The following is a 20,189-nucleotide window of genomic DNA, read 5'->3' as shown; positions in this document are numbered from 1 at the left end:
ATGTTCTCTTTTGAGGGGTAACCAAATATAATAAAGGAGATTAAAAAGTGAAAGAAGGTATCCATCCTAATTATGTTGAAGCAACTGTAAAATGTGCTTGTGGCAATACATTTAAAACACGAGCCACAAAACCTAATATCAATGTAGAAATATGTTCAAATTGTCATCCATTCTTCACAGGTAAACAAAAATTTGTTGATAGTGAAGGAAGAGTAGAGAGATTTCAAAAGAAATATGCTAAAAAGTCAGCACAAAAACCCCAATCTAATTAAAGATAGCCCCCCTATATAATATGGATACCATTTTGCGCGATAAATTACGCGCCATCAATGAAGAATATGAACGGCTTCATGAGAAAATGGCTTTACCTGAAATAGTAAGCGACCCAGAAGCCTATAGGCGACTTGTTCGTGCTCAAAAAGAGATGGAAGAAATTGTAACAAGTTTTCAACAGTATGAATCATGTGAAAAAAGCCTTAATCATGCCGAGGAAATATTAAGAGAAGAAACAGACCCAGAATTAATTTCACTTGCCCAGGAAGAAAAGAATAGTTTGCAGGAGCAATTAGTAGAATTAGAGAAAAAATTACGAATTTTATTATTACCTAAAGACCCGAATGATGAAAAAAATACAATTATTGAAATAAGAGCAGGAACAGGTGGGGAAGAGGCAGGACTGTTTGTTGCCGATTTATACCGTATGTATACACGATTTGCAGAAAAGAAAGGGTGGAAAGTTGAACTTATAGATGAACATCCGACAGAACTTGGTGGATATAAAGAAATATGTTTTCAAATTTCAGGATTTCGGGTTTACAGCCAGTTAAAATATGAGGGTGGCGTTCATAGAGTTCAACGTGTCCCAGAAACAGAGGCTCAAGGTCGTATTCATACCTCCGCTGTAACAGTAGCAGTTCTTCCAGAAGCAGATGAAATAGATATTCAAATTGACCCTAAAGACTTGCATATTGATGTGTATCGCTCCTCTGGGCATGGTGGTCAGGGAGTAAACACGACTGATTCCGCAGTCCGTATTACCCATATTCCGACGGGTATTGTAGTTACGTGTCAAGATGAAAGGTCACAACATAAAAACAAAGCACGTGCATTGAAAGTCCTACGTTCTCGACTATTGGATATTAAAATTCATCAGGAACAAACTACAAGGTCAGAGCATCGAAGAATACAGGTGGGTTCTGGTGACCGTAGCGAACGCATTCGAACATATAACTTTCCACAAAATAGAGTTACAGACCATCGTATAGGCTTAACTTTGTATTCGCTTGACCAAATTTTAGATGGTGAACTGCAACCCATTATTGATGCACTTGTCGCTGCGGACCAGGCAGAACGACTTGCTCAAATAACAGAAACTGAAATCTCTACTACCAAATAAAAATTATCATGACTCCCCTCTGGGAAAGTTTAAAAAAAATTACAGACGAGTTATCATCAATCTCTGATAATCCACGATTTGAAGCAGAGTTACTTTTGTCGCAGTCCTTAAATATAAGCAGGGCAGAACTATTAGTAAAAATTAAGGAGAACATAAAAATTCCACCCATAGTTGAAGATTGGGTCCAACGTAGAAAAAAACACGAGCCACTTGCCTATATTCTTGGCTTCACTGAATTTTTTGGACTAAAAATAAAAACATCTCCACCTATCTTCATTCCGCGACCCGAAACTGAACTCCTTGTAGAAAAATCATTAGAACTCATAGAAAAAGGTGGAAAGGATAAAGTCAGAATTTTAGAACTTTGCACTGGGACTGGGTGTATTTCGATTGCTATTGCCAAGAATATAAGAAAAGAAACCAATATTTTTGCCCTTGACATCAATCATGAGGCGGTAGAACTTGCACAAGACAATGCAAAAATGAATGAAGTAAATATTTATTTTATCGTTGCAGATTTATTTCAGTCCTTGAACCGGAAGGAAAAATATGACCTTATTGTTGCCAATCCACCCTATATTTCAGAGAATGACCGTGAAAAACTCCCGCCAACGGTAAAAGATTTTGAGGACTCGAAAGCACTTTTCAGTAAGGATAATGGGTTAGATATAATTAAGCATATAATTCAAGAAAGTATTTATTACCTACACAAAGGTGGTTATCTTTTAATGGAAATAGGAGAGAATCAAAACGATAATGTGGAGAATTTATTAAGTACTAATAATTACGAAGAAATAAATACTTTATTAGATCTGCAATCACTACCAAGGGTTGTTATAGGAAAATGGAATTACTAAAAGAAACAGGTTCTAAGTAATTATGGAAAAAGAATCATTTCATTACAGCAAAACTATCCGAGATATGCCGTTAGAGGAAAGACCGCGTGAACGTTTAGCGCGTTTAGGACCGAAAGCTTTGAAAGATGCGGAGTTAATCGCAGTTCTTTTTCGAACAGGTACACGAGAATTAAGTGCAGTTGCACTTGCAGAGGCGGTAATAAATACCTTTGGGAATTTACAAAAACTCTCTCAAGCATCTATTGAAGAAATAACAACAAAAGTAAAGGGCATTGGGAAAGTAAAGGCTATAGAATTGAAAGCAGCATTAGAATTAGGAAAAAGACTTGTTGAGTATCAACGTGGACCTGTGCAACGAATCAAAAAGCCTGAGGATGTTGCACATTTATTAATGAATGAATATAAAAATTACGAAACAGAACATTTTAAGTGTATTTTGTTAAATATAAGGAATGATGTCTTAAAAGTTGTAGAAGTGTCACATGGTGGGTTAGATAATACTATAGCAAACCCGTCAGATGTTTTTCGTGACGCGGTGCGGATAGGTGCTTCTAATGTTATTGTGACTCATAATCATCCTTCTGGGGATGTAGAACCGAGTCAAGCAGACATAGACATAACAAAACAACTTGTAGACGCTGGAAACATTTTAGGAATTCAACTGTTAGACCACATCATTTTTGGTGATGGAAAATATCTAAGCTTAAAAGAAAGGGGCATCTTTTGAATAATACAATTAATGCATGGATTGTTGGAGCCAAATATTATATCCCTTGTTTCCTTATTGGATGCTCACTTTTATATCTTGGATATATAGCGTATAAGCCTTTATTTATTATCGGAGTAATTTTGATTATAATTTCAGGCTTTATACTATCTTTTTTTAGAGATTTTCCAAGAAGTATCGTATCAGCCGACAATGAATTTATTTCCCCTGCTGATGGGACTGTCGTAGAAATTAAAGAAATCGAAAATACAGAATATTATGATGGCAAATGTTTAAGGGTAGCCATTTTTATGTCTATTTTTAATGCCCATGTAAACCGTGTTCCTTTTGACGGAGTTATTAAAAAGATACGTTATAAAGAAGGAAGATTTATGAATGCCATGAAAAGTCAGGCTTCAGATTTGAATGAGTCTAATGCTATCTTTTTAGAAACATCAGAAGGGTATATTACTATTCGACAGATTGCAGGGAAAATTGCTCGTAGAATTGTATGTCCTGTAAAAGAAGGAATGTTTCTAAAGAAAGGTCAAAAATTTGGCATGATAAAGTTTGGTTCCAGAGTAGAACTATACTTACCGCAAAATGTCAAAATATATGTTAAAATAAATGATAAAGTATATGCTGGTGCCACTATTATAGGAAAGTTTAACAAATTATGATGAACCCAAAGAAGAAGAAACAAAAAAATGGAGTAAAAAAAGAAACTCGTAGACCTATAAATGTTCTGGCAAGCGTTTTTACGACGATAAGCCTTTACTTAGGGATAGCGAGTATCTTTGCAAGTATTGGCTCTGAATTTGAAAAAGCTTCATATTTTATATTGTTAGCAATAATTTTTGATTCCCTCGATGGCACAATTGCAAAGTTAACCAACAGCGTTTCCGAATTTGGAAAACAGTATGACAGTCTTAGTGACTTAATTACATTTGGAGTCGCCCCTGGGATATTGGTATTTATGGCATATTTACCAGCAGAATTTCACCTACCTATATCACCAAGAGCTGAATCTATCATCGGTAAAACGGGTTCATATATGGCCATCATTTATGTAATATGTGCTGCTTTGAGATTAGCAAGGTTTAACACGTATGAAGTAGAATTTCGAGATTCTTTCCGAGGGTTACCGTCTCCCGCCGCAGGAGGAACATTAGCCGCTTTTGTTCTGTTTATTAATTATTTTGAACCACGTCTTGAACTTCATAAATTGGGACCATTTGCTTTCTATGCATTAGGCCCAGTAGCAGTTATTCTAGCTCTTTTAATGGTTAGTTCTGTAAGGTATCCCAAAGACCGATTAAAATATTTTATATTTTCACCTAAACCAGCATTTATTACTTTAGCAATCACTGCATTTGTTATTGCAATTATTCATTATGCAATGACTACTTCAATTGCAATTGTATTGTTCCCTATTATGTTGACTTATGTCGGCTTTGGACTTGGCGATACTTTATATCAGTATTTGTCCACAACCTCTGAAAAAGACAAAGAAAAAGAAGCAAAAATAGTAAAAGACCCCCTCCCAAAGAATTTATAAGCGAATTCTGATGTTGTTATTTTAAACAGGATTTTATACGGCTATGCTTAAATCATACATATATAAATATAATTTTTTGCGTTATATAGAAATAATTTTAGGGCTTATATTTATAACCAGTGCAGTACTTAAAGTTATAGAGATAAATCGGTTTTGTGTGCAGATATATGCGTATGGAGTTATTACCAATAAAGAACTACTACCTTTTATTGCTGTGGTAACAATACTTATTGAAATTACGATAGGGGTATTGTTTTTATTAGCATTTCCATATAGAAAACTCTCAATGGGGGCTAATTTAGCCTTGTTATTTATCTTTACATGTTTAATTCTTTATGGATGGATATTTAACGACTTAAAAGACTGTGGATGTTTTGGACGGATTGAAGTTGGTCCAGGGACATCCGTCTTAAAAAATTTAATGTTTATTTTTTTTACTATTCTATGTTTCACTGGTGTGAAACATGGTGAAATAGTCAAAGATAAGAAGTATAGCCTACGTTTTGTGATACCCCTTTTGATTATTTGGGGTCTTACCTTGTCTGTCAGTATTAACAAACTAAATCAGGAAAAGATAAAAACACAAAATAATAAGAGCGACTCTCTCAGCCCTTATGCTGGGATGGTTTTGGAAATAGAGAACAAAACATATAATTTAGGAGAAGGTGACTATCTAATAGCATTAGTTAGTTTTGGATGTGACCATTGTTTAGAGGAGGCTCCAAAATTAAATCAATATGTTTTATATGGAAATTTACCACCTCTTATTGCATTATGTCTCGAAGAATCTCAGGAGGAGAAAGAAGAGTTTATAACTAAAATCCAGCCTATTTTCCCAATATATTCACTTGGGGATAAAGTTCGTTTGTTTTTTAGTCTTATTGGAAAAGAGCCACCACGACTTGTCTATTTAAATAATGGCAAAATTGTAAAGTATTGGGACTATGATTTACCTAATCCTGAGGTTTTAGAAGAAGAAATCAGAAAGGCTGAGGATAAGAAATCAGCATCGTTCAATTGATATTTTAATATAATCATCAATGGTCTATTTTTGAAAAGAAAGGGGTATTTAGAGTATCATTTAACATCATTATTTATTTTGTACCCCTGCTAAAATAATTAAAAAGGTTTTCTGTTTTTATGTCAAATCCCGAACCTGTTATTCAAACAAAAGATTTAACAAAGGTATATGATACGGGTTTCAGAGGTGAACAAGTTTCTGCCTTAACACAATTAAACTTAGAAGTTTTCCCCTCTGAAATATTTGGTTACTTAGGACCTAACGGTTCTGGTAAAACAACAACCATCAAGCTTTTATTAGGTCTTATTTTTCCGACATCAGGTGAAATAAAAATCATGGGGAAAAAAGATATTTATTCCCCGCAAGTTAAAAAGAATATTGGTTACCTTCCCGAGGGTTCTTATTATCCAGATTTTTTAAGAGGTGAGGAAATCTTAAAGTTTTACGGCCAACTTTATGGTTTAACAGGGAAGGAATTAAACAAACGTATTGATGAAGTTTTAGAAATAGTGGGCATGAAACATGCACGACGTCGAATGCTAAAAGGGTATTCTAAAGGAATGCGTCAACGGATAGGTTTGGCTCAAGCCCTCATTAGCGACCCACAAATATTAATATTAGACGAACCAACCACAGGGTTGGACCCTATTGCTCGGAAAGAGATAAGGGATATTCTTTCTCGTTTGAGAGATGCAGGTAAAACATTGTTTATTTCGAGTCATGAATTATTAGAGGTCGAGATGATTACAAATCGGGTGGGTATTTTATACAACGGAATTCTACGGGTTTCAGGGACATTAGATGAATTGTTAATTTCAAAAGAACGTATCCTTGAATTTGCTAATGCAACCGATGAAAGGATTCAAGAAATTAAAGATAGGGGAGGGGATGTAGTAGATAACCTTGAAGATAGAATATATTTGAAGGTTAAAGATGACCAGGAACTCTACAATACAATAGAATTGGGAAAAACAGTAGGACTTCAATTAGTAAGTATAACGCCAAGAAGAGAAACCCTTGAAGAACTATTTGTTCGTGTTGTTAACACTGCAAAATTAGAACGGAGCAAAAACAATGAACATGTTGATTGATTTTATAAAAGGTCCATGGTTTATCGCCATTTACACATGGAGAGAAGGTCTCCGACGCAAAACGTTAGTAGGTTTTTTAATTTTAAGTTTGTTGGTTATTTTTGGTGCTACATTTATGACATCATTTATTAATCAAGCAACCGTAGGTGATGTAACTACGGATATGGACCTAAAATTAATTAAAGATATATGTGTAACAACAATATCTATTTTTGGAATATTGATAACTATCTTCATTTCTGCATCTGTTGTCCCCTCAGAGATTGAGAATCGAGTTATCTATACCATCCTCTCAAAACCTGTACGTCGGTTTCAGTATCTTTTTGGGAAATTCTTAGGTGCCCAATTAATTATTATTATGAATCTCTGCTTAATGGGAGGCCTCTTCTTCGTTGCTCTTTATATTAAGCAAAGGATACTTCCGACATTGTTATTATGGTCTGTTTTCTTAACCTATTTTGAGTTTCTTATTGTATCCGCTCTAACATTCGCAATAGCATGTGCAGCAAGTTCATCAGTTTTACCAACAATTGCTGGACTCTTTATTTATATAACAGGTAGCCTTACAGAATATCTAAAAGATGTATACAATCGTTCAGGTCAAACAGGAGAATGGTTTGACTCACTTATTGGATACATTGCTTACCTGCTGTGGAATATTCTCCCTGACTTACAAAGATTTAGCCTTAAAACACAAATTATTAATTCACAACCTAACGACCCACCTACAGATGTATTAATTCCTCAATTGGTGTTGTATGGATTAATCTACGCTGTAAGTGGATATATTCTGGCATACTGGATTTTCAGAAAACGTGAAGTATAATGTAGAAAATAACTATGAATGATAAACTCATAAATATTGTTTTATTAATTTTATTTATAACCTTTATTGTATTAGGCTCAATTCAAGGTAATAGAGTTGAGTACTTGAGAGAGTGTGAAGCCTTTTATCGTTGGGTTCTTGCGGTAGGCACACAGCAGAGACTTTTCCAGAGTTCCGAGGAGGAGAGCAAATCGAGCAAATATGTGGATATGCAATTATTTGAGAATGTATCCGAGAAAGCATTACCCATCCTCTCTAAGAACGAGACTATAAAAAGCACTATAGATGCTTCTCTCTCAGCAAAAGAAAACTTTGCAAATATCATTGGAAACATTGAAAATGATGCCCTCATTTGGCAGGTAGTATCAACAAAGGAATTTGGAGAGTTACGTAATGAATTTTTGAAAAGTCTGCGTGATGGTAAAATTCAATTTAACAGAGAAATTGGGTACGCAGAGGCTCAAGCAAGTGGAGTAAACATATTCAATTTGTTTTTCGGTTTCCGAAAGATTGCAGCAAGCCTTATCTGGTTAGAAGTGGACAGATATTGGCATCAAGGATTGTTATATAGAATGGTGCCTTTGATGAGAACCTGTGTTGCATTAGACCCCAATTTTGTTGAAGCCTATCTTATTGGTGCGTGGCATCTTGCATATAATGCAACTGCTAAACTTACCGATACGCCCCAACAATTGAAAAAATGGAGCCCAAAATATAAAGCATGTGTTGGTGAAAAAGAGACCTTTTATTATTTGGCAATTGATTTCTTAAAAAATGGAATACGACATAATCCCAGGGATTATAAGTTGTATTTCGACCTCGGCTTTGCTATTTATAAAAATAAGATGAATGATTATCCGAATGCAGTTCGTTATCTAACGGAGGCTGTTCGTGTTCCCCACGAACGATGGGTCAGAAGGCAGTTATACATCTGCCAAGAGTTGAATGGGCAATATGAAGATGCTTTAAGAGGCTGGGAGGATTATAAACAGAGATTTCCAGATAATCCCGTTGCTGGACGCTTTATTCTCAGGAATCAAGGGAAAATTTATGAACAAAAGGCACAGGAAATAATAAAAGAAGCGGAAGCAATAAACAACCCGAGTGAAAAGCAAGCAAAATTAGAAGAGGCAAAAAGTTACAAAGATAAAGCAAAGGAAATTTGGAATAAGTTAGTTAATGAAGAAGATGACCCTTATGGGATGTATCGACTTCTTCTAATGGATGCAATGGACTTATATAATGAAGGAAGATATCTTGAATCTATTGCTGTTCTTGATAAAGCACGGTGGGAAAGTCCAAGTAATTTTGATGAAGCATCGGACTTGATAATAAGCATAAAACAGGAAGCAAAGTTACCGCTAACCGTTTCTGAAAAGAAGGCAGTTCTTCGTAAAGCAGAAGGTGACCGTTGTCAGGGTATGCCAGAACAAATCCCAAATGAGGGATAAAAACAAATTTATGACCAGTATGAAATATGAAAATATAAGGTGTAATTTAGAAATAATAAGAGAAAAGATAGAAAAAGCAAAGTCAAAACGTAAAACAAATAAAAATGAAATTACTATTGTCGCAGTAACAAAGACAGCAGATATAGATGACATCCAAACAGTATATGGAATGGGGATACAACATTTTGGAGAAAATAGGGTAGAACTCCTTTCAGAAAAAGCCAAACAACTTTCTAATGAAATTCAATGGCATATGATAGGCACTATTCAGAGAAGAAAAATACCAAGTATATTAGATTGTTGTAAATATATTGATTCTGTAGACCGAATAGAAGTAGCTGAAACATTACATAAAAAGGCGATGGAAAGAGGCATTACTGAAGTTCCTATCTTAATACAGCTAAACATTTCGGGTGAAGATACAAAACACGGTTTTCGGGTATCAGATTTTGAGGATATATTTGATAAAATAAGTTCATATCATACATTAATCATACGAGGTTTGATGACCATAGCCCCATTGAACGCAGATGAAAAGACATTACGTAACATTTTCAGTAAGTTAAAGGATATAGGAGATAAATACAAATTAGAAACTCTCTCTATGGGTATGAGTGATGATTATGAGATAGCCATAGAAGAAGGTGCTACAGAAATTCGTTTAGGTAGAGCCATATTTGGATAGATAAAAAACAGTTTTATAGGAAATGAAAAATGATAAATGAACTGGAACAAGTTAAAGCAACAGCACTACAAAAAATAAAAACAGCAGATTCAACAGAAGCACTCGAACAAATACGAGTCGAATTTCTTGGAAAAAAAGGAAAAATAACAGAAGTATTAAAGCAATTGGGTAGTATCCCCCCCGAAGAGCGACCTAAAATAGGGAGTGTTGCTAATGAGGTAAAAAAGATACTTACTGAGGCTATTGAAAATCAACATAATGTATTGTTAGAAAAAGAGTTACAACGAAAAATTGAACAAGAACAAATAGACATTACCCTGCCTGGTAGAACAATTGGTAGGGGACACATGCATGTTATCAATCAGGTAATGAATGAAATTGTTGGTATATTTGTGCAGATGGGGTTTCAAGTTGCCAGTGGCCCAGAAGTTGAAACAGAGTATTACAATTTTGAAAGTTTAAATACCCCAGAAGACCATCCTGCCCGTGATGTTCATGATACATTCTACGTTAAGAAAGGTGTTGTGTTAAGGACACATACATCTCCTGTACAAATGCGAGTAATGGAAAAGACGAAGCCACCAGTTGCGGTAGTTGTTCCTGGAAGGGTGTATCGGGTAGACAACGATGCGAGTCATAGCCCAATGTTCAATCAAATGGAAGGGCTTTTAGTGGATGAGGACATTACATTTGCAGATTTAAAAGGTTCTCTTATGTATTTTGTACGTAAGTTCTTTGGTGAGGACACAGCGGTAAGATTTAGACCACATTATTTCCCATTTACCGAGCCTTCCGCAGAAATGGATATATCCTGCACTGTTTGTAAAGGTAAAGGATGCAGGGTTTGCAAAAATAGTGGTTGGCTTGAAATCTTGGGTTGTGGAATGGTGCATCCAAAAGTTTTTGAATATGCAGGCTATGATAATGAGAAATATCAGGGGTATGCATTTGGTTTCGGAATAGATAGAATGGCAATGTTGAAATATGCCATTCCTTCGATAAATTTATTGTTTGACAATAACCTGAAAGTTTTGGAGCAATTTTAGTATGAAAGTCTCATTAAAATGGTTAAAAGAATATTGTGATTTCCCTGTTAGTCCCAAAGAATTAGCGGAGCAAATGACCATGCTCGGTTTGGAGATTGAGAGTATTGAGGAACCAGGCAAAGAAATTGAAAATGTATTTGTTGGTAAGATTCTTGATATACAACCTCATCCACAAGCAGATAAGTTAGTTGTCTGTAAAACCGACATAGGAAAAGGAGAACCATTGCAAATTATCTGTGGTGCTAAAAATATGAAGGTAGGGGATAAAGTCCCTACCGCCATAGATGGTGCGGTCTTGCCAGGAGGCTTTAAGATTACACGACGGAAAATGAGAGGGGTTGAATCTTTTGGAATGATGTGTTCAGGAGCAGAACTTAAAATAGAGGAGGATTCGGAAGGACTTCTTATTTTAGATAGTACTGCTCCTATTGGCGAGGATATTAAAAAAGTTTTGGGGTTAGATGATGTCATTTTTGAAATAGAAGTAACCCCAAATAGGGGAGACTGGGCAAGTTATTTAGGTTTGGCTCGGGAATTATCAGCCTATTACAAAATTCCCGTAAATCGACCAAAGTTAAATATAAGAGAAACGGATATTGATGTAAAAACTGTTTCAAGTGTAACAATTGAATGTCCCGATATTTGCCCGAGATATGCAGGAAGAGTTATCAGAAATGTAAAGATAGCACCTTCTCCAGATTGGTTAGTTCGAAAACTGACAAGTGCAGGACAAAGACCTATTAATAATGTAGTAGACATAACAAACTTTGTATTATTGGAAACGGGACATCCCCTACATGCTTTTGACTTAAACAAACTTAGTGAAAGACGAATAGTTGTTAGACTTGCAAAAGATAATGAATCCATACGGACTTTGGATGGAGAGTTAAGGCAATTAAATTCCTCTCAAATGGTTATTGCAGACGCTCATAATCCACAAGCATTAGCAGGAATAATGGGAGGTGCAGACAGTGAAGTGGATGATAATACAGTCGATGTATTTTTAGAAAGTGCCTATTTTGACCCTGTGTCCATAAGAAAAACTGCTCGTGCTCATAATCTTCTTACAGAAGCGGCACAACATTTTCAACGAGGTGCAGACCCCGAAATGGTAATTTGGGCTATTGATAGAGCTTCAGAACTTATACAAGATTTGGCAGGTGGTGAAATATTAAAAGGTATATTAGACGAATACCCAAAGAAGATAGTAAAAAAATCAGTTGGACTTCGATATATAAAAACCCAAAAAAGGTTAGGTGTTGATATAGATAAGGAATATCAGAAGACAACACTAATTGACCTGGGTTTTGAAAAAATAAGTGAAACTAATGAAAAAATCGAACTAAAAGTCCCAACATGGCGACATGATGTTTCCCGTGAAGAAGACCTTATTGAGGAAATAGCAAGATTTTATGGGTATGACATAATTCCAAGCACATTACCTAAGATACGGCAATCAGATGCAGTATTTGATATTACTTTTAAGAAAATACATGAAATAAGGACACTTTTGGTTCATAAAGGTTTAACGGAATGCTTTTCTTGGACATTTTCAAACCCTGAACTCATGATTCAGTTAAAATTTCCTGACTATTATTTAAATATGATAGAACTACAAAATCCATTATCTAAAAATTTATCAACTATTAGAACCTCTATTATTCCTAATTTACTACTAACTGCTCAGAAAAATCATTTAGAAGAGAGTTTATCAGTATTTGAGATAGGTCCCGTATTCTTACCACATGAAAATGAACTATTACCCAAAGAGCCACAAATGTTATCTATTTTATTATCTGGAATGGCTCAACCCCGTCTATGGTGTTTTCAAAACCGCAAATTATATGATTTTTATGATTTAAAGGGTATTTTTGACGACATTTTTAATGAATTATGTTTAACATATCGTATTGAAAGAACAGATTTTCCTATTTTTCATCCAGGACAAGCATTGAAATATATTATTCAGAATGAGGATGTAGGGCATTTAGGTAAAATCAACCCTAAAATTGCTCACGAACTTGAAATAAATGAGAATACATATATTGCAGAATTTTGTTTAGATAAATTATTTATGGTTCCATCCAAAAGAAAGATATATAAACCAGTGTCAGAGTTTCCGTCAACATCCCGTGATTTGGCAATTTTAGTTGACCGTTCTTTATCTTCTTCAGAAATAATCAATACTGTTAAATCGGTAGGGGAGGGGATATTAAGAAAAGTAGAAATTTTTGATGTTTATATGGGTGAACAGGTACCGCAAGGCAAAAAGAGTATTGCATTAGGTTTTACCTTTTGTAGTGATGAACGAACACTAACTGACAATGAAATTGACCAATTAATGCAGACAATAATACAACAGTTAGAAAGTAAATTAAACGCTCAAATTCGTTAATTTTTTATGTCCTTAGAAGATTCTATAAATAATTTTTACAATAATTTTTCTGACCTTGCATCTCTAATTGATTTACTTTTACGTGATTATGAAGATTTACAATCAAAATATGCCGATTTGATGAAAAACCTATGGTCTGCTAAAAGTGAAATAAATGTACTTAAAACGAATCTTGACCAACTTTCTCAAAAAAATGAAGAATTACAGTTAATTTTTGACCATTGTAAAGATATTATATTAAAATTGAATAATATAGACGGAATCTTAAAGACTTTAGAGATGGAGTTCAAAGACTAATATGAAAGAAGATTTAATAAAAGTAAAGATATATAACAATGATGTGGAAATTCCAGTTTATAAAAATATAGAAAAAACAAATGAGCTTATTAAAACTATTGAAAATAGAATGGAGGAGTTAAAAACGTATTATAAATTAACAAGAACTCAAATGTTTGCTTTAAGAATTGCCTATGAATATTTGGTAGAATTAGAAAAACAAAAAGAGAAAATAAAAAGTTATGAAAAACAAATTGAAAATATTATGAACGAAATGACAGATAAAACATCGGAGATTATAGACAAAATTAAAGAGAGGATGGGAAAGGACCAAGATTAAAGAGAAAAAGAATGATAAAATGTTAATTTTTATGGTATAAATAATGTCTGATAATATATATTATGTTTCATTTATAACAAATTAAATAAAACATGACATTCTTTATAAATTCCTATTTATGTCAATATAATATATAAATAATAATATTATATTATTATTATAAACTACTTGATAACAATTACTTACAAATATTATAATGTTTGTTATGGTTTATTTTTTATATTTTTGGATTATAAAAAATCATGCTCAATTTAAATACGTTTTGTACTTAATCGACATTGTCTGTTTTCAGAAATAAGAATTTTCTATTTTTCTTTCAGTTTATGAACTAAATGAAGTAGGAAATCGCGATTATCCATGGTTAAATAGCGGAAGGTCCCCCCCATTCTTGAGAAGGATTTATTGAATCTGAGATAGTATTCGGGTCTGTCCATAGGTGGTTCACCTTGAGACCAATCCCATTTTGATTCTTGTAAATCTACAACAACAATGAAATGATTTGTTATTGGTTTACCTTTTTGAATAGAAACATTTTGAGACATAGAAAGGGATTTTTCAAATACCATTGGTGACATAACCGCTGAACCAATACTTAAATAGACCCCATTTTCTAAATTAGATACGGAATGAGCAAAAGTAAGAAAATCTCTTTGAGATGCTCTACCAATAGCAGAGCAGGTATTCATAGGGTGAGTATATATAATATCATGACCAATCATAGGATGGGCAGTAAAAGGTATATTTAACCGATAAGCACATGCCTGTAAGCCGTATTTTTTATATTGATGAGGTATTTTCATGAAACCTGATTGGATTGAGAACTCGTTTATTTTTGATAAGAGGTCTGATGCGGAAGCACAAATATCAGGATTTCTATCAATATTATTTAAAATTATTGCTTTTAATTCTTCTTTTGATGGAATATATAATCCTTCGTTTTCAACAAATGCCCCTACAGACTCACCATAACCTTTACCTTCGCATGCACCAACAACAATAGATAGGTTCAATAAAAAACCAGTTTCCTGCCAGATACCGAACTCTCCCCTACTAACATTTGTTCTAACGTCTTCACTACTATGCCCTTGATAGCTAAATTCCCAATCATGGATGATACCTGCACCGTTTGTTGCGATGTGAGTAACCCAGTTATGTTCTAATAGCCACATAATTACTGGTGATAGTCCATTTTTTATGGTATGGGCTCCGAAAACAAGCATTCTTGATTTGTTTTCTTCCTTCGCTTTAATTAATCGGTCAATGGTTTGATTAATTATTTTTGATGACAATTCATTTAATGGTGTTTTGGGGTCGCTATCGGGATAAACAGCGTCTTTTTCAATAAAAACTTTATCCTTTCTTTCTTTAAGTGGCTTGAAATGAATCTTAAACCTATCAAATTGTGGATATGGCATACTAAATACCTCTTCTTACTTTTCATTGATTTTATATAAAGGATAATATTTCAAAAAAGAGAGAGTTGGCACTAAAGTAGGGGCACTATTATTAGATTTTTCATTATCGATTATTAACGGTTTTGTACCATAACTCTTTAATACTTCAAAACATAAATCGATATTATCTGTAAGAATATAGTCAACACCTGCTTCTGCAAGTTTTCGGATGTTTGGCTCATCTTGGGCACTAAAAAAGTTAACCTTGATGTTGTTATTATGTGCTTTTTCCACATCTTCTTTTAATCCATCAAACCCCTGAACTATATTGATTTGCACATAATTTACTTTTAGTTTAATTGCTCTTTCAATGAAATCACTGCGTTTCTCGTTCGGTTTTGGTATTAAACATGTTTTTATGTCTTCTACTTTATTACGTGCGGAATGCACTTGTTCTTCATTATTACATGCTATAAAGCAATGCCCTAAATGCCCCATTTGTTTTAATGTTATTGCAACTACTTCTGTCACAAAATCATCGCCATATACGTGAACATTACAAAGAGTTCCATAAGGTATTTCGTTTACTGCTTCTGCCATAGAAGGTATTTTCGTGCCTGCGAAAGAGGGATTGAATTTAATTCCTGCATCTAACTTATAGATTTCTTCACTTGTAAGTTCAGAGACTTTACCACTCCCATTCGTAGTTCTGTCTACTGTTGCATCGTGCATTAGAACTAAATGCCCATCTTTTGTCATTCTTACATCAAACTCAATCATGTGTGCCCCTTTTTTTATTGCTGATTTAAAGGCTGGGATTGTATTTTCTGGGGCATTTTTAACGTCTCCCCTATGTGCACATACATAAGTTTCGCTGAAGGAAATATGAAACAGTACAAGGTTACATAAGATAATAGCAACAAAACTAAGACTTATTTTGTTTTGCATAGATGCTAATAATTTTAGGGACATTTTCTATTGCCTCATTGAATTTTTCTATATTTTTACCGCCTGCCTGGGCGAAATCTTTTCTACCGCCACCTTTACCTCCTACAATTTGGGCTAATTGATTTACTATTTCTGACGAACTAAATCTATTCGTTAAATCTTTTGTTACACCGACACAAAACGTGGCTTTATCTTCATATTTTATTCCTATAACTACAATGCCTGATTTGATTTTATCTTTTAAGTGGTCTACAAGGGAACGTGCCTGGTCTATATCTTCATTCTCCATCTGTAAGGTGATGTAATTTATGCCATCGATAGTGCGAAGATTTTTCAATATATCTCTCCCCTCACCTAACAGAGCTTGACGCTTCCATTTCTCTAATTCTTTTGTTATTTTTTTATTTTCATCAATGATTTGAAAAACTCTATCATATAGTAGCTCAGGAGTGGTATTTAATGATTCTGCCAACTCTTTTATTGTTCGTTCTGTTTTTTGTATCCATTGTATAAAAGGCTCACCACATATAGCCTCTATTCTCCTAACCCCTGCGGAGACGGATGATTCTGATATGATTTTAAATCCTCCAATAACACCTGTCTTTGGGACATGGCATCCTCCACAAAATTCGGTACTAATTTCGTTAATTTTGACAACACGTACAATGTCTCCATATTTCTCTCCGAATAGTGCCATAGCCCCCAATTTTTTAGCTTCTTCTATAGGAAGGTATAAAATTTCAACGTCATAATCTGCCTGTATTTTTTCATTGACCCATTTTTCAATATCTAAAAGTCGTTCATAACCTACTGCTTCAAAATGGGTAAAATCAAAACGTAACCGTTCTTCAGATACTAAAGAACCACATTGATGGACATGTTCTCCTAAAATATCCCTCAAACTTGCCTGAAGGAGATGTGTGGCGGTGTGATGGTTTTGTATGGTAAGCCGTCTTTTTATGTTTATAATTGCATTCACTTCCTGTCCAACTTTTAAATTACCATTTATAACTTTTCCATAGTGTACAAATAATTTATCTAACACTTTTTTTGTATCGGTTATGTCAATCAATGTTTTCCCGTCCAACCCTGTCAAAGAGCCCGTATCACCTACCTGTCCTCCACTTTCTGCATAGAATGGGGTTTTGTTGAGAATAATGTATGCTTCCTCCCCTTCTTGTATTTCATCTACAATTTTGTTTTCCTTAATTATGGCTACAATAGTACTAACGTTTGTATGTTGTTGATAACCTATAAATTCTGTTTCGCCGTATTGGGTTAAAATTTGATGATAAATAGGAGAAATTTCTTGTTGACCACTTCCTACCCATGTTTTGCGGGTTAATTCGCGTTGTTTCTCTTTAGCGTCTATATAACCTTTTTCATCTAATTCAAAACCTTGTTCTTCTGCCATATCTTTAACAATATCAAGTGGAAAACCGTATGTATCGTGAAGTTTAAAAAGAATGTCTCCAGCTATTTGCTTTTCTCCTTTGCTATTCATGTCTTCGAACAGCTCTCTTAATAAATCCATTCCCCTTGCAAGAGTACTTCCAAATCGTTCTTCTTCGAGGTGAATGATTTTCTCAATTTGCGTTTGGGTTTCAATTAGCTCAGGATAGTATTTTCCCATATTTTCTACTACAACTTTTGAAATCTGGAATAAGAACGGTTTTGTCAGTCCAATCTCTCTGCCGAAGCGTGCAGCTCGTCTCAATATTCTTCTCCATACGTAACCTCTCCCCTCATTTGCAGGTAGAATTCCGTCAGCAGTCATAAAGGACAATGCTCTAATGTGGTCTGCAATAACCCGAAAAGGAACGGGGTTGCCTTTATATGTAGAATCTGCAATTTGTTGTGTTGCCTCGATAATTGGGAAAAGTACGTCGGTATCGAAAACTGTAGGTTTATTTTGAAGCAGTAGACACATTCGCTCCAGTCCCATACCTGTATCAATTCCTCTATTCTTTAATGGTAACCTTGTTCCATCGGGTTGCTGGTCATATTGAGGAAAAACCAAATTCCAAAACTCAAGGAACCGCTCATGTGGGTCATTTTCTGGGGTCGCATTAGGGTCAACTTCTTCGCCCTTATCAAAAAGAAGTTCAGAACAAGGACCACATGCCCCTGAATCACCAGCAGGTCCCCAAAAATTATCTTTTGCTCCCATTCTTACGATTCTTTTTTCTGGAACGCCAATCTCTTTATTCCAGATATTAAATGCCTCGTCATCCTCTACATATACAGATACCCAGATTTGTTCGGGTTTTATCTTCATGATTTGTGTTGAATATTCCCATGCCCAATGGATTGCTTCACGCTTAAAATAATCACCAAAAGAAAAGTTGCCAAGCATTTCAAAAAAGGTTAAGTGACGAGAAGTTTTCCCCACTTCTTCTAAATCATTTGCTTTTCCACCCGCTCTTAAGCATTTTTGAACGGTGGAGGCTCTACGATATGGAACAGGTACTTCCCCAGTGTAATAAGGCTTGAATTGAACCATTCCAGCACTTGTAAAGAGCAACGTTGGGTCATTTTTAGGAATGAGTGAGTCACTTTTTTCAATAACATGTCCTCTATCTCTGAAAAAATCTAAAAAACTTTTTCGTATTTCATAACTTTTCACTGCATTGTCTCCATGATTAAGGGGATTGGATTAAAAAAATATATATAATTTTATCAAAAATTCATAATGTTTTACATTATGAATAAAAAAAATAAGGAAGAAGAAAGAAAACTTTCTCCTTCCTTTAATTTTTGATTGTATGTATGTTAGTTTATCACCCTGATTATTTTTGATACTGCTGTAAGAACAAGGAAGATAAAAATGGGAAACAATAAGTAATTGTTCTTAATAGATAATTGTTGGTCGGTTACGTTAACCTTGATTTTGAAGATTTTCTTCTCACTGTTGTAGGAACAGATGTAAGTTCCACTATCTTCGACTTGGGCATTGTATATTAATAGATGCCGACAGTGAATACCGTATACTCGTGGATTTGTGTCCAGACTCTCCCCTTCTTTAGTCCATGTAAATGTCGTATTTGGTGGTAGATTTTCACCAAAAATGTCAAGGCATATATCTTCCCCTGTACGGTAGAACGATTTTCTCTTGGGAATACAGTCAGGACATTCCTCCTGTTCGTTTCTGAGTACTAAATATCCATTGTTGTTGACAATTGTTAGGATTGTATCTGAGAATGAATTGTAGAATGCAGAGTAATAGCCCTGATTATTTGCAGGATCCCAAATCTTAATTATCTCCCCTGTTGTAGGATTTACCTCCTGAATCCCTCCAGGTAGCATGAAACCTGCTGAACCACCTATTATTAAATATCCATCATTTGTTACACCCGATACACCACCTGTGAAATACATTCCTGTATTTCCAATTAATGTTCCGTCTGTTTCCCAGTCAAGTGTGTAATTACCTTCATAAGCGTTGACAATGTTCTGTATGTTGAATTTTCTTAATTCGCGGGTATTAGCATCCATAATATAGACCCAGTCGTTATCGATGGCAAGAGTTGCAGAATATGCATACGGTGGCTTATCAATAACCATTTCTTTATTAGGATGTTGTGGTTTGGAGACTATCAATTTTGTGTCAACAACATTTTTAGTAAACACGGATAAAACATGTATTTCACTTCCTGAAAAGTCTGGTTTTGTTATATCAAGTAGGAGCAAATCCTCTGTAAGGAAAATACCATAATAGTGGCTAATATTGCCGACAATTGAACTTGGTGTGAAATCCTGTGGATTGTCTAAATCAAGTAAGTAGAGATTACCTAAATACCCTTGTCCTAAAATTGCCTTTTTCCCATCTGGTGAGATGGCTATAAAACCTGGGTCTCCAATATAACCTGAGGTGATTAAACTGAAATTGTCATTTGCAGGTGTCGTTTGCTTAAAGATTTCATTGCCATTCCAAATTAGGAATGTTCCATCAGTTAGTGGGGCTGATGTTACAAAATAAGAGCCAGAAGCGGGTTGAGGTAAATTTTCAAGGGGTATGATTCTTTCTGAAACCCCGTCCAGCGTAAATACAAACATATAAAAAGAAACAAATACCAATACATAACACTTAATACACATAAACTTTACTCCTTCTGTTAAATTGTTTTTGTTATGTTTCATTTAAGGTGGGAAAAGTAGGCAGGTTGGCTTTCACAGAAGGAGAATGCCATTCCCGCAAC

Annotated in this window: 19 protein-coding genes; 15 read left to right on the top strand and 4 right to left on the bottom strand. The window is 34.7% G+C overall.

Features of this window, described 5'->3' with window-relative positions; all coding sequences use genetic code 11:
• The first annotated feature begins 47 nt into the window (after positions 1-47).
• From rpmE to zapA, 15 genes are all read left to right on the top strand, one after another.
• Positions 48-272, top strand: coding sequence for a 50S ribosomal protein L31 (rpmE, locus tag PLJ10_03230; protein ID HOK08653.1), 225 nt, complete (start codon positions 48-50; stop codon positions 270-272).
• A gap of 32 nt (positions 273-304) precedes the next feature.
• The gene (prfA, locus tag PLJ10_03225; GenBank protein ID HOK08652.1) at positions 305-1,396 is read left to right on the top strand and encodes a peptide chain release factor 1; all 1,092 of its coding nucleotides are present in this window, start codon (positions 305-307) and stop codon (positions 1,394-1,396) included.
• A gap of 8 nt (positions 1,397-1,404) precedes the next feature.
• A complete protein-coding gene (prmC, locus tag PLJ10_03220) occupies positions 1,405-2,253 on the top strand; it encodes a peptide chain release factor N(5)-glutamine methyltransferase (protein ID HOK08651.1) in 849 nt (282 codons plus the stop codon).
• 22 nt (positions 2,254-2,275) lie between these two features.
• A complete protein-coding gene (radC, locus tag PLJ10_03215) occupies positions 2,276-2,980 on the top strand; it encodes a DNA repair protein RadC (protein ID HOK08650.1) in 705 nt (234 codons plus the stop codon).
• Positions 2,977-3,639 carry a phosphatidylserine decarboxylase family protein gene (locus tag PLJ10_03210; GenBank protein HOK08649.1) on the top strand — a complete coding sequence of 221 codons (663 nt, stop codon included), beginning with the start codon at positions 2,977-2,979 and terminating at the stop codon, positions 3,637-3,639. Before radC ends, PLJ10_03210 begins: the two co-directional genes overlap by 4 nt.
• On the top strand, positions 3,636-4,517 hold the full coding sequence (gene pssA / locus PLJ10_03205; GenBank protein HOK08648.1) for a CDP-diacylglycerol--serine O-phosphatidyltransferase: 882 nt from the start codon (positions 3,636-3,638) through the stop codon (positions 4,515-4,517). Before PLJ10_03210 ends, pssA begins: the two co-directional genes overlap by 4 nt.
• A gap of 43 nt (positions 4,518-4,560) precedes the next feature.
• A complete protein-coding gene (locus tag PLJ10_03200) occupies positions 4,561-5,538 on the top strand; it encodes a hypothetical protein (protein ID HOK08647.1) in 978 nt (325 codons plus the stop codon).
• A gap of 119 nt (positions 5,539-5,657) precedes the next feature.
• A complete protein-coding gene (locus tag PLJ10_03195) occupies positions 5,658-6,629 on the top strand; it encodes an ABC transporter ATP-binding protein (protein HOK08646.1) in 972 nt (323 codons plus the stop codon).
• The gene (locus PLJ10_03190; GenBank protein HOK08645.1) at positions 6,613-7,455 is read left to right on the top strand and encodes an ABC transporter permease; all 843 of its coding nucleotides are present in this window, start codon (positions 6,613-6,615) and stop codon (positions 7,453-7,455) included. Before PLJ10_03195 ends, PLJ10_03190 begins: the two co-directional genes overlap by 17 nt.
• A gap of 14 nt (positions 7,456-7,469) precedes the next feature.
• Positions 7,470-8,906 (top strand): hypothetical protein, encoded by a 1,437-nt coding sequence (locus PLJ10_03185; GenBank protein HOK08644.1) that lies wholly within the window; start codon positions 7,470-7,472, stop codon positions 8,904-8,906.
• Positions 8,907-8,916: 10 nt separating this feature from the next.
• Positions 8,917-9,591: a YggS family pyridoxal phosphate-dependent enzyme gene (locus tag PLJ10_03180; protein ID HOK08643.1), complete on the top strand. Its 675-nt coding sequence runs from the start codon at positions 8,917-8,919 to the stop codon at positions 9,589-9,591.
• A gap of 29 nt (positions 9,592-9,620) precedes the next feature.
• Entirely contained in the window at positions 9,621-10,637 is a 1,017-nt protein-coding gene (gene pheS, locus PLJ10_03175) for a phenylalanine--tRNA ligase subunit alpha (GenBank protein ID HOK08642.1), read from the top strand.
• A 1-nt stretch (position 10,638) separates the two neighbouring features.
• Positions 10,639-13,032: a phenylalanine--tRNA ligase subunit beta gene (pheT, locus tag PLJ10_03170; protein HOK08641.1), complete on the top strand. Its 2,394-nt coding sequence runs from the start codon at positions 10,639-10,641 to the stop codon at positions 13,030-13,032.
• Between the two features lie 6 nt (positions 13,033-13,038).
• The gene (locus PLJ10_03165; protein HOK08640.1) at positions 13,039-13,329 is read left to right on the top strand and encodes a hypothetical protein; all 291 of its coding nucleotides are present in this window, start codon (positions 13,039-13,041) and stop codon (positions 13,327-13,329) included.
• 1 nt (position 13,330) lies between these two features.
• Positions 13,331-13,648 carry a cell division protein ZapA gene (gene zapA / locus PLJ10_03160; GenBank protein HOK08639.1) on the top strand — a complete coding sequence of 106 codons (318 nt, stop codon included), beginning with the start codon at positions 13,331-13,333 and terminating at the stop codon, positions 13,646-13,648.
• 305 nt (positions 13,649-13,953) lie between these two features.
• On the opposite strand, the gene PLJ10_03155 is transcribed toward zapA, so the two are convergent.
• From PLJ10_03155 to PLJ10_03140, 4 genes are all read right to left on the bottom strand, one after another.
• Entirely contained in the window at positions 13,954-15,063 is a 1,110-nt protein-coding gene (locus tag PLJ10_03155; GenBank protein HOK08638.1) for a hypothetical protein, read from the bottom strand.
• A gap of 15 nt (positions 15,064-15,078) precedes the next feature.
• Positions 15,079-16,014, bottom strand: coding sequence for a glycerophosphodiester phosphodiesterase family protein (locus PLJ10_03150; GenBank protein HOK08637.1), 936 nt, complete (start codon positions 16,012-16,014; stop codon positions 15,079-15,081).
• Positions 15,968-18,616 carry an alanine--tRNA ligase gene (gene alaS / locus PLJ10_03145; protein ID HOK08636.1) on the bottom strand — a complete coding sequence of 883 codons (2,649 nt, stop codon included), beginning with the start codon at positions 18,614-18,616 and terminating at the stop codon, positions 15,968-15,970. Before alaS ends, PLJ10_03150 begins: the two co-directional genes overlap by 47 nt.
• A 146-nt stretch (positions 18,617-18,762) precedes the next feature.
• Complete coding sequence (locus tag PLJ10_03140; protein ID HOK08635.1) at positions 18,763-20,088, bottom strand: hypothetical protein; 1,326 nt, start codon at positions 20,086-20,088, stop codon at positions 18,763-18,765.
• Positions 20,089-20,189 lie beyond the last annotated feature (101 nt).

This window comes from Candidatus Hydrogenedens sp., assembly GCA_035361075.1.
GTDB lineage: Bacteria > Hydrogenedentota > Hydrogenedentia > Hydrogenedentales > Hydrogenedentaceae > Hydrogenedens.
Note: the sequence above shows the minus strand (reverse complement) of the source record. Positions and strands in the feature narration are given on the sequence as shown.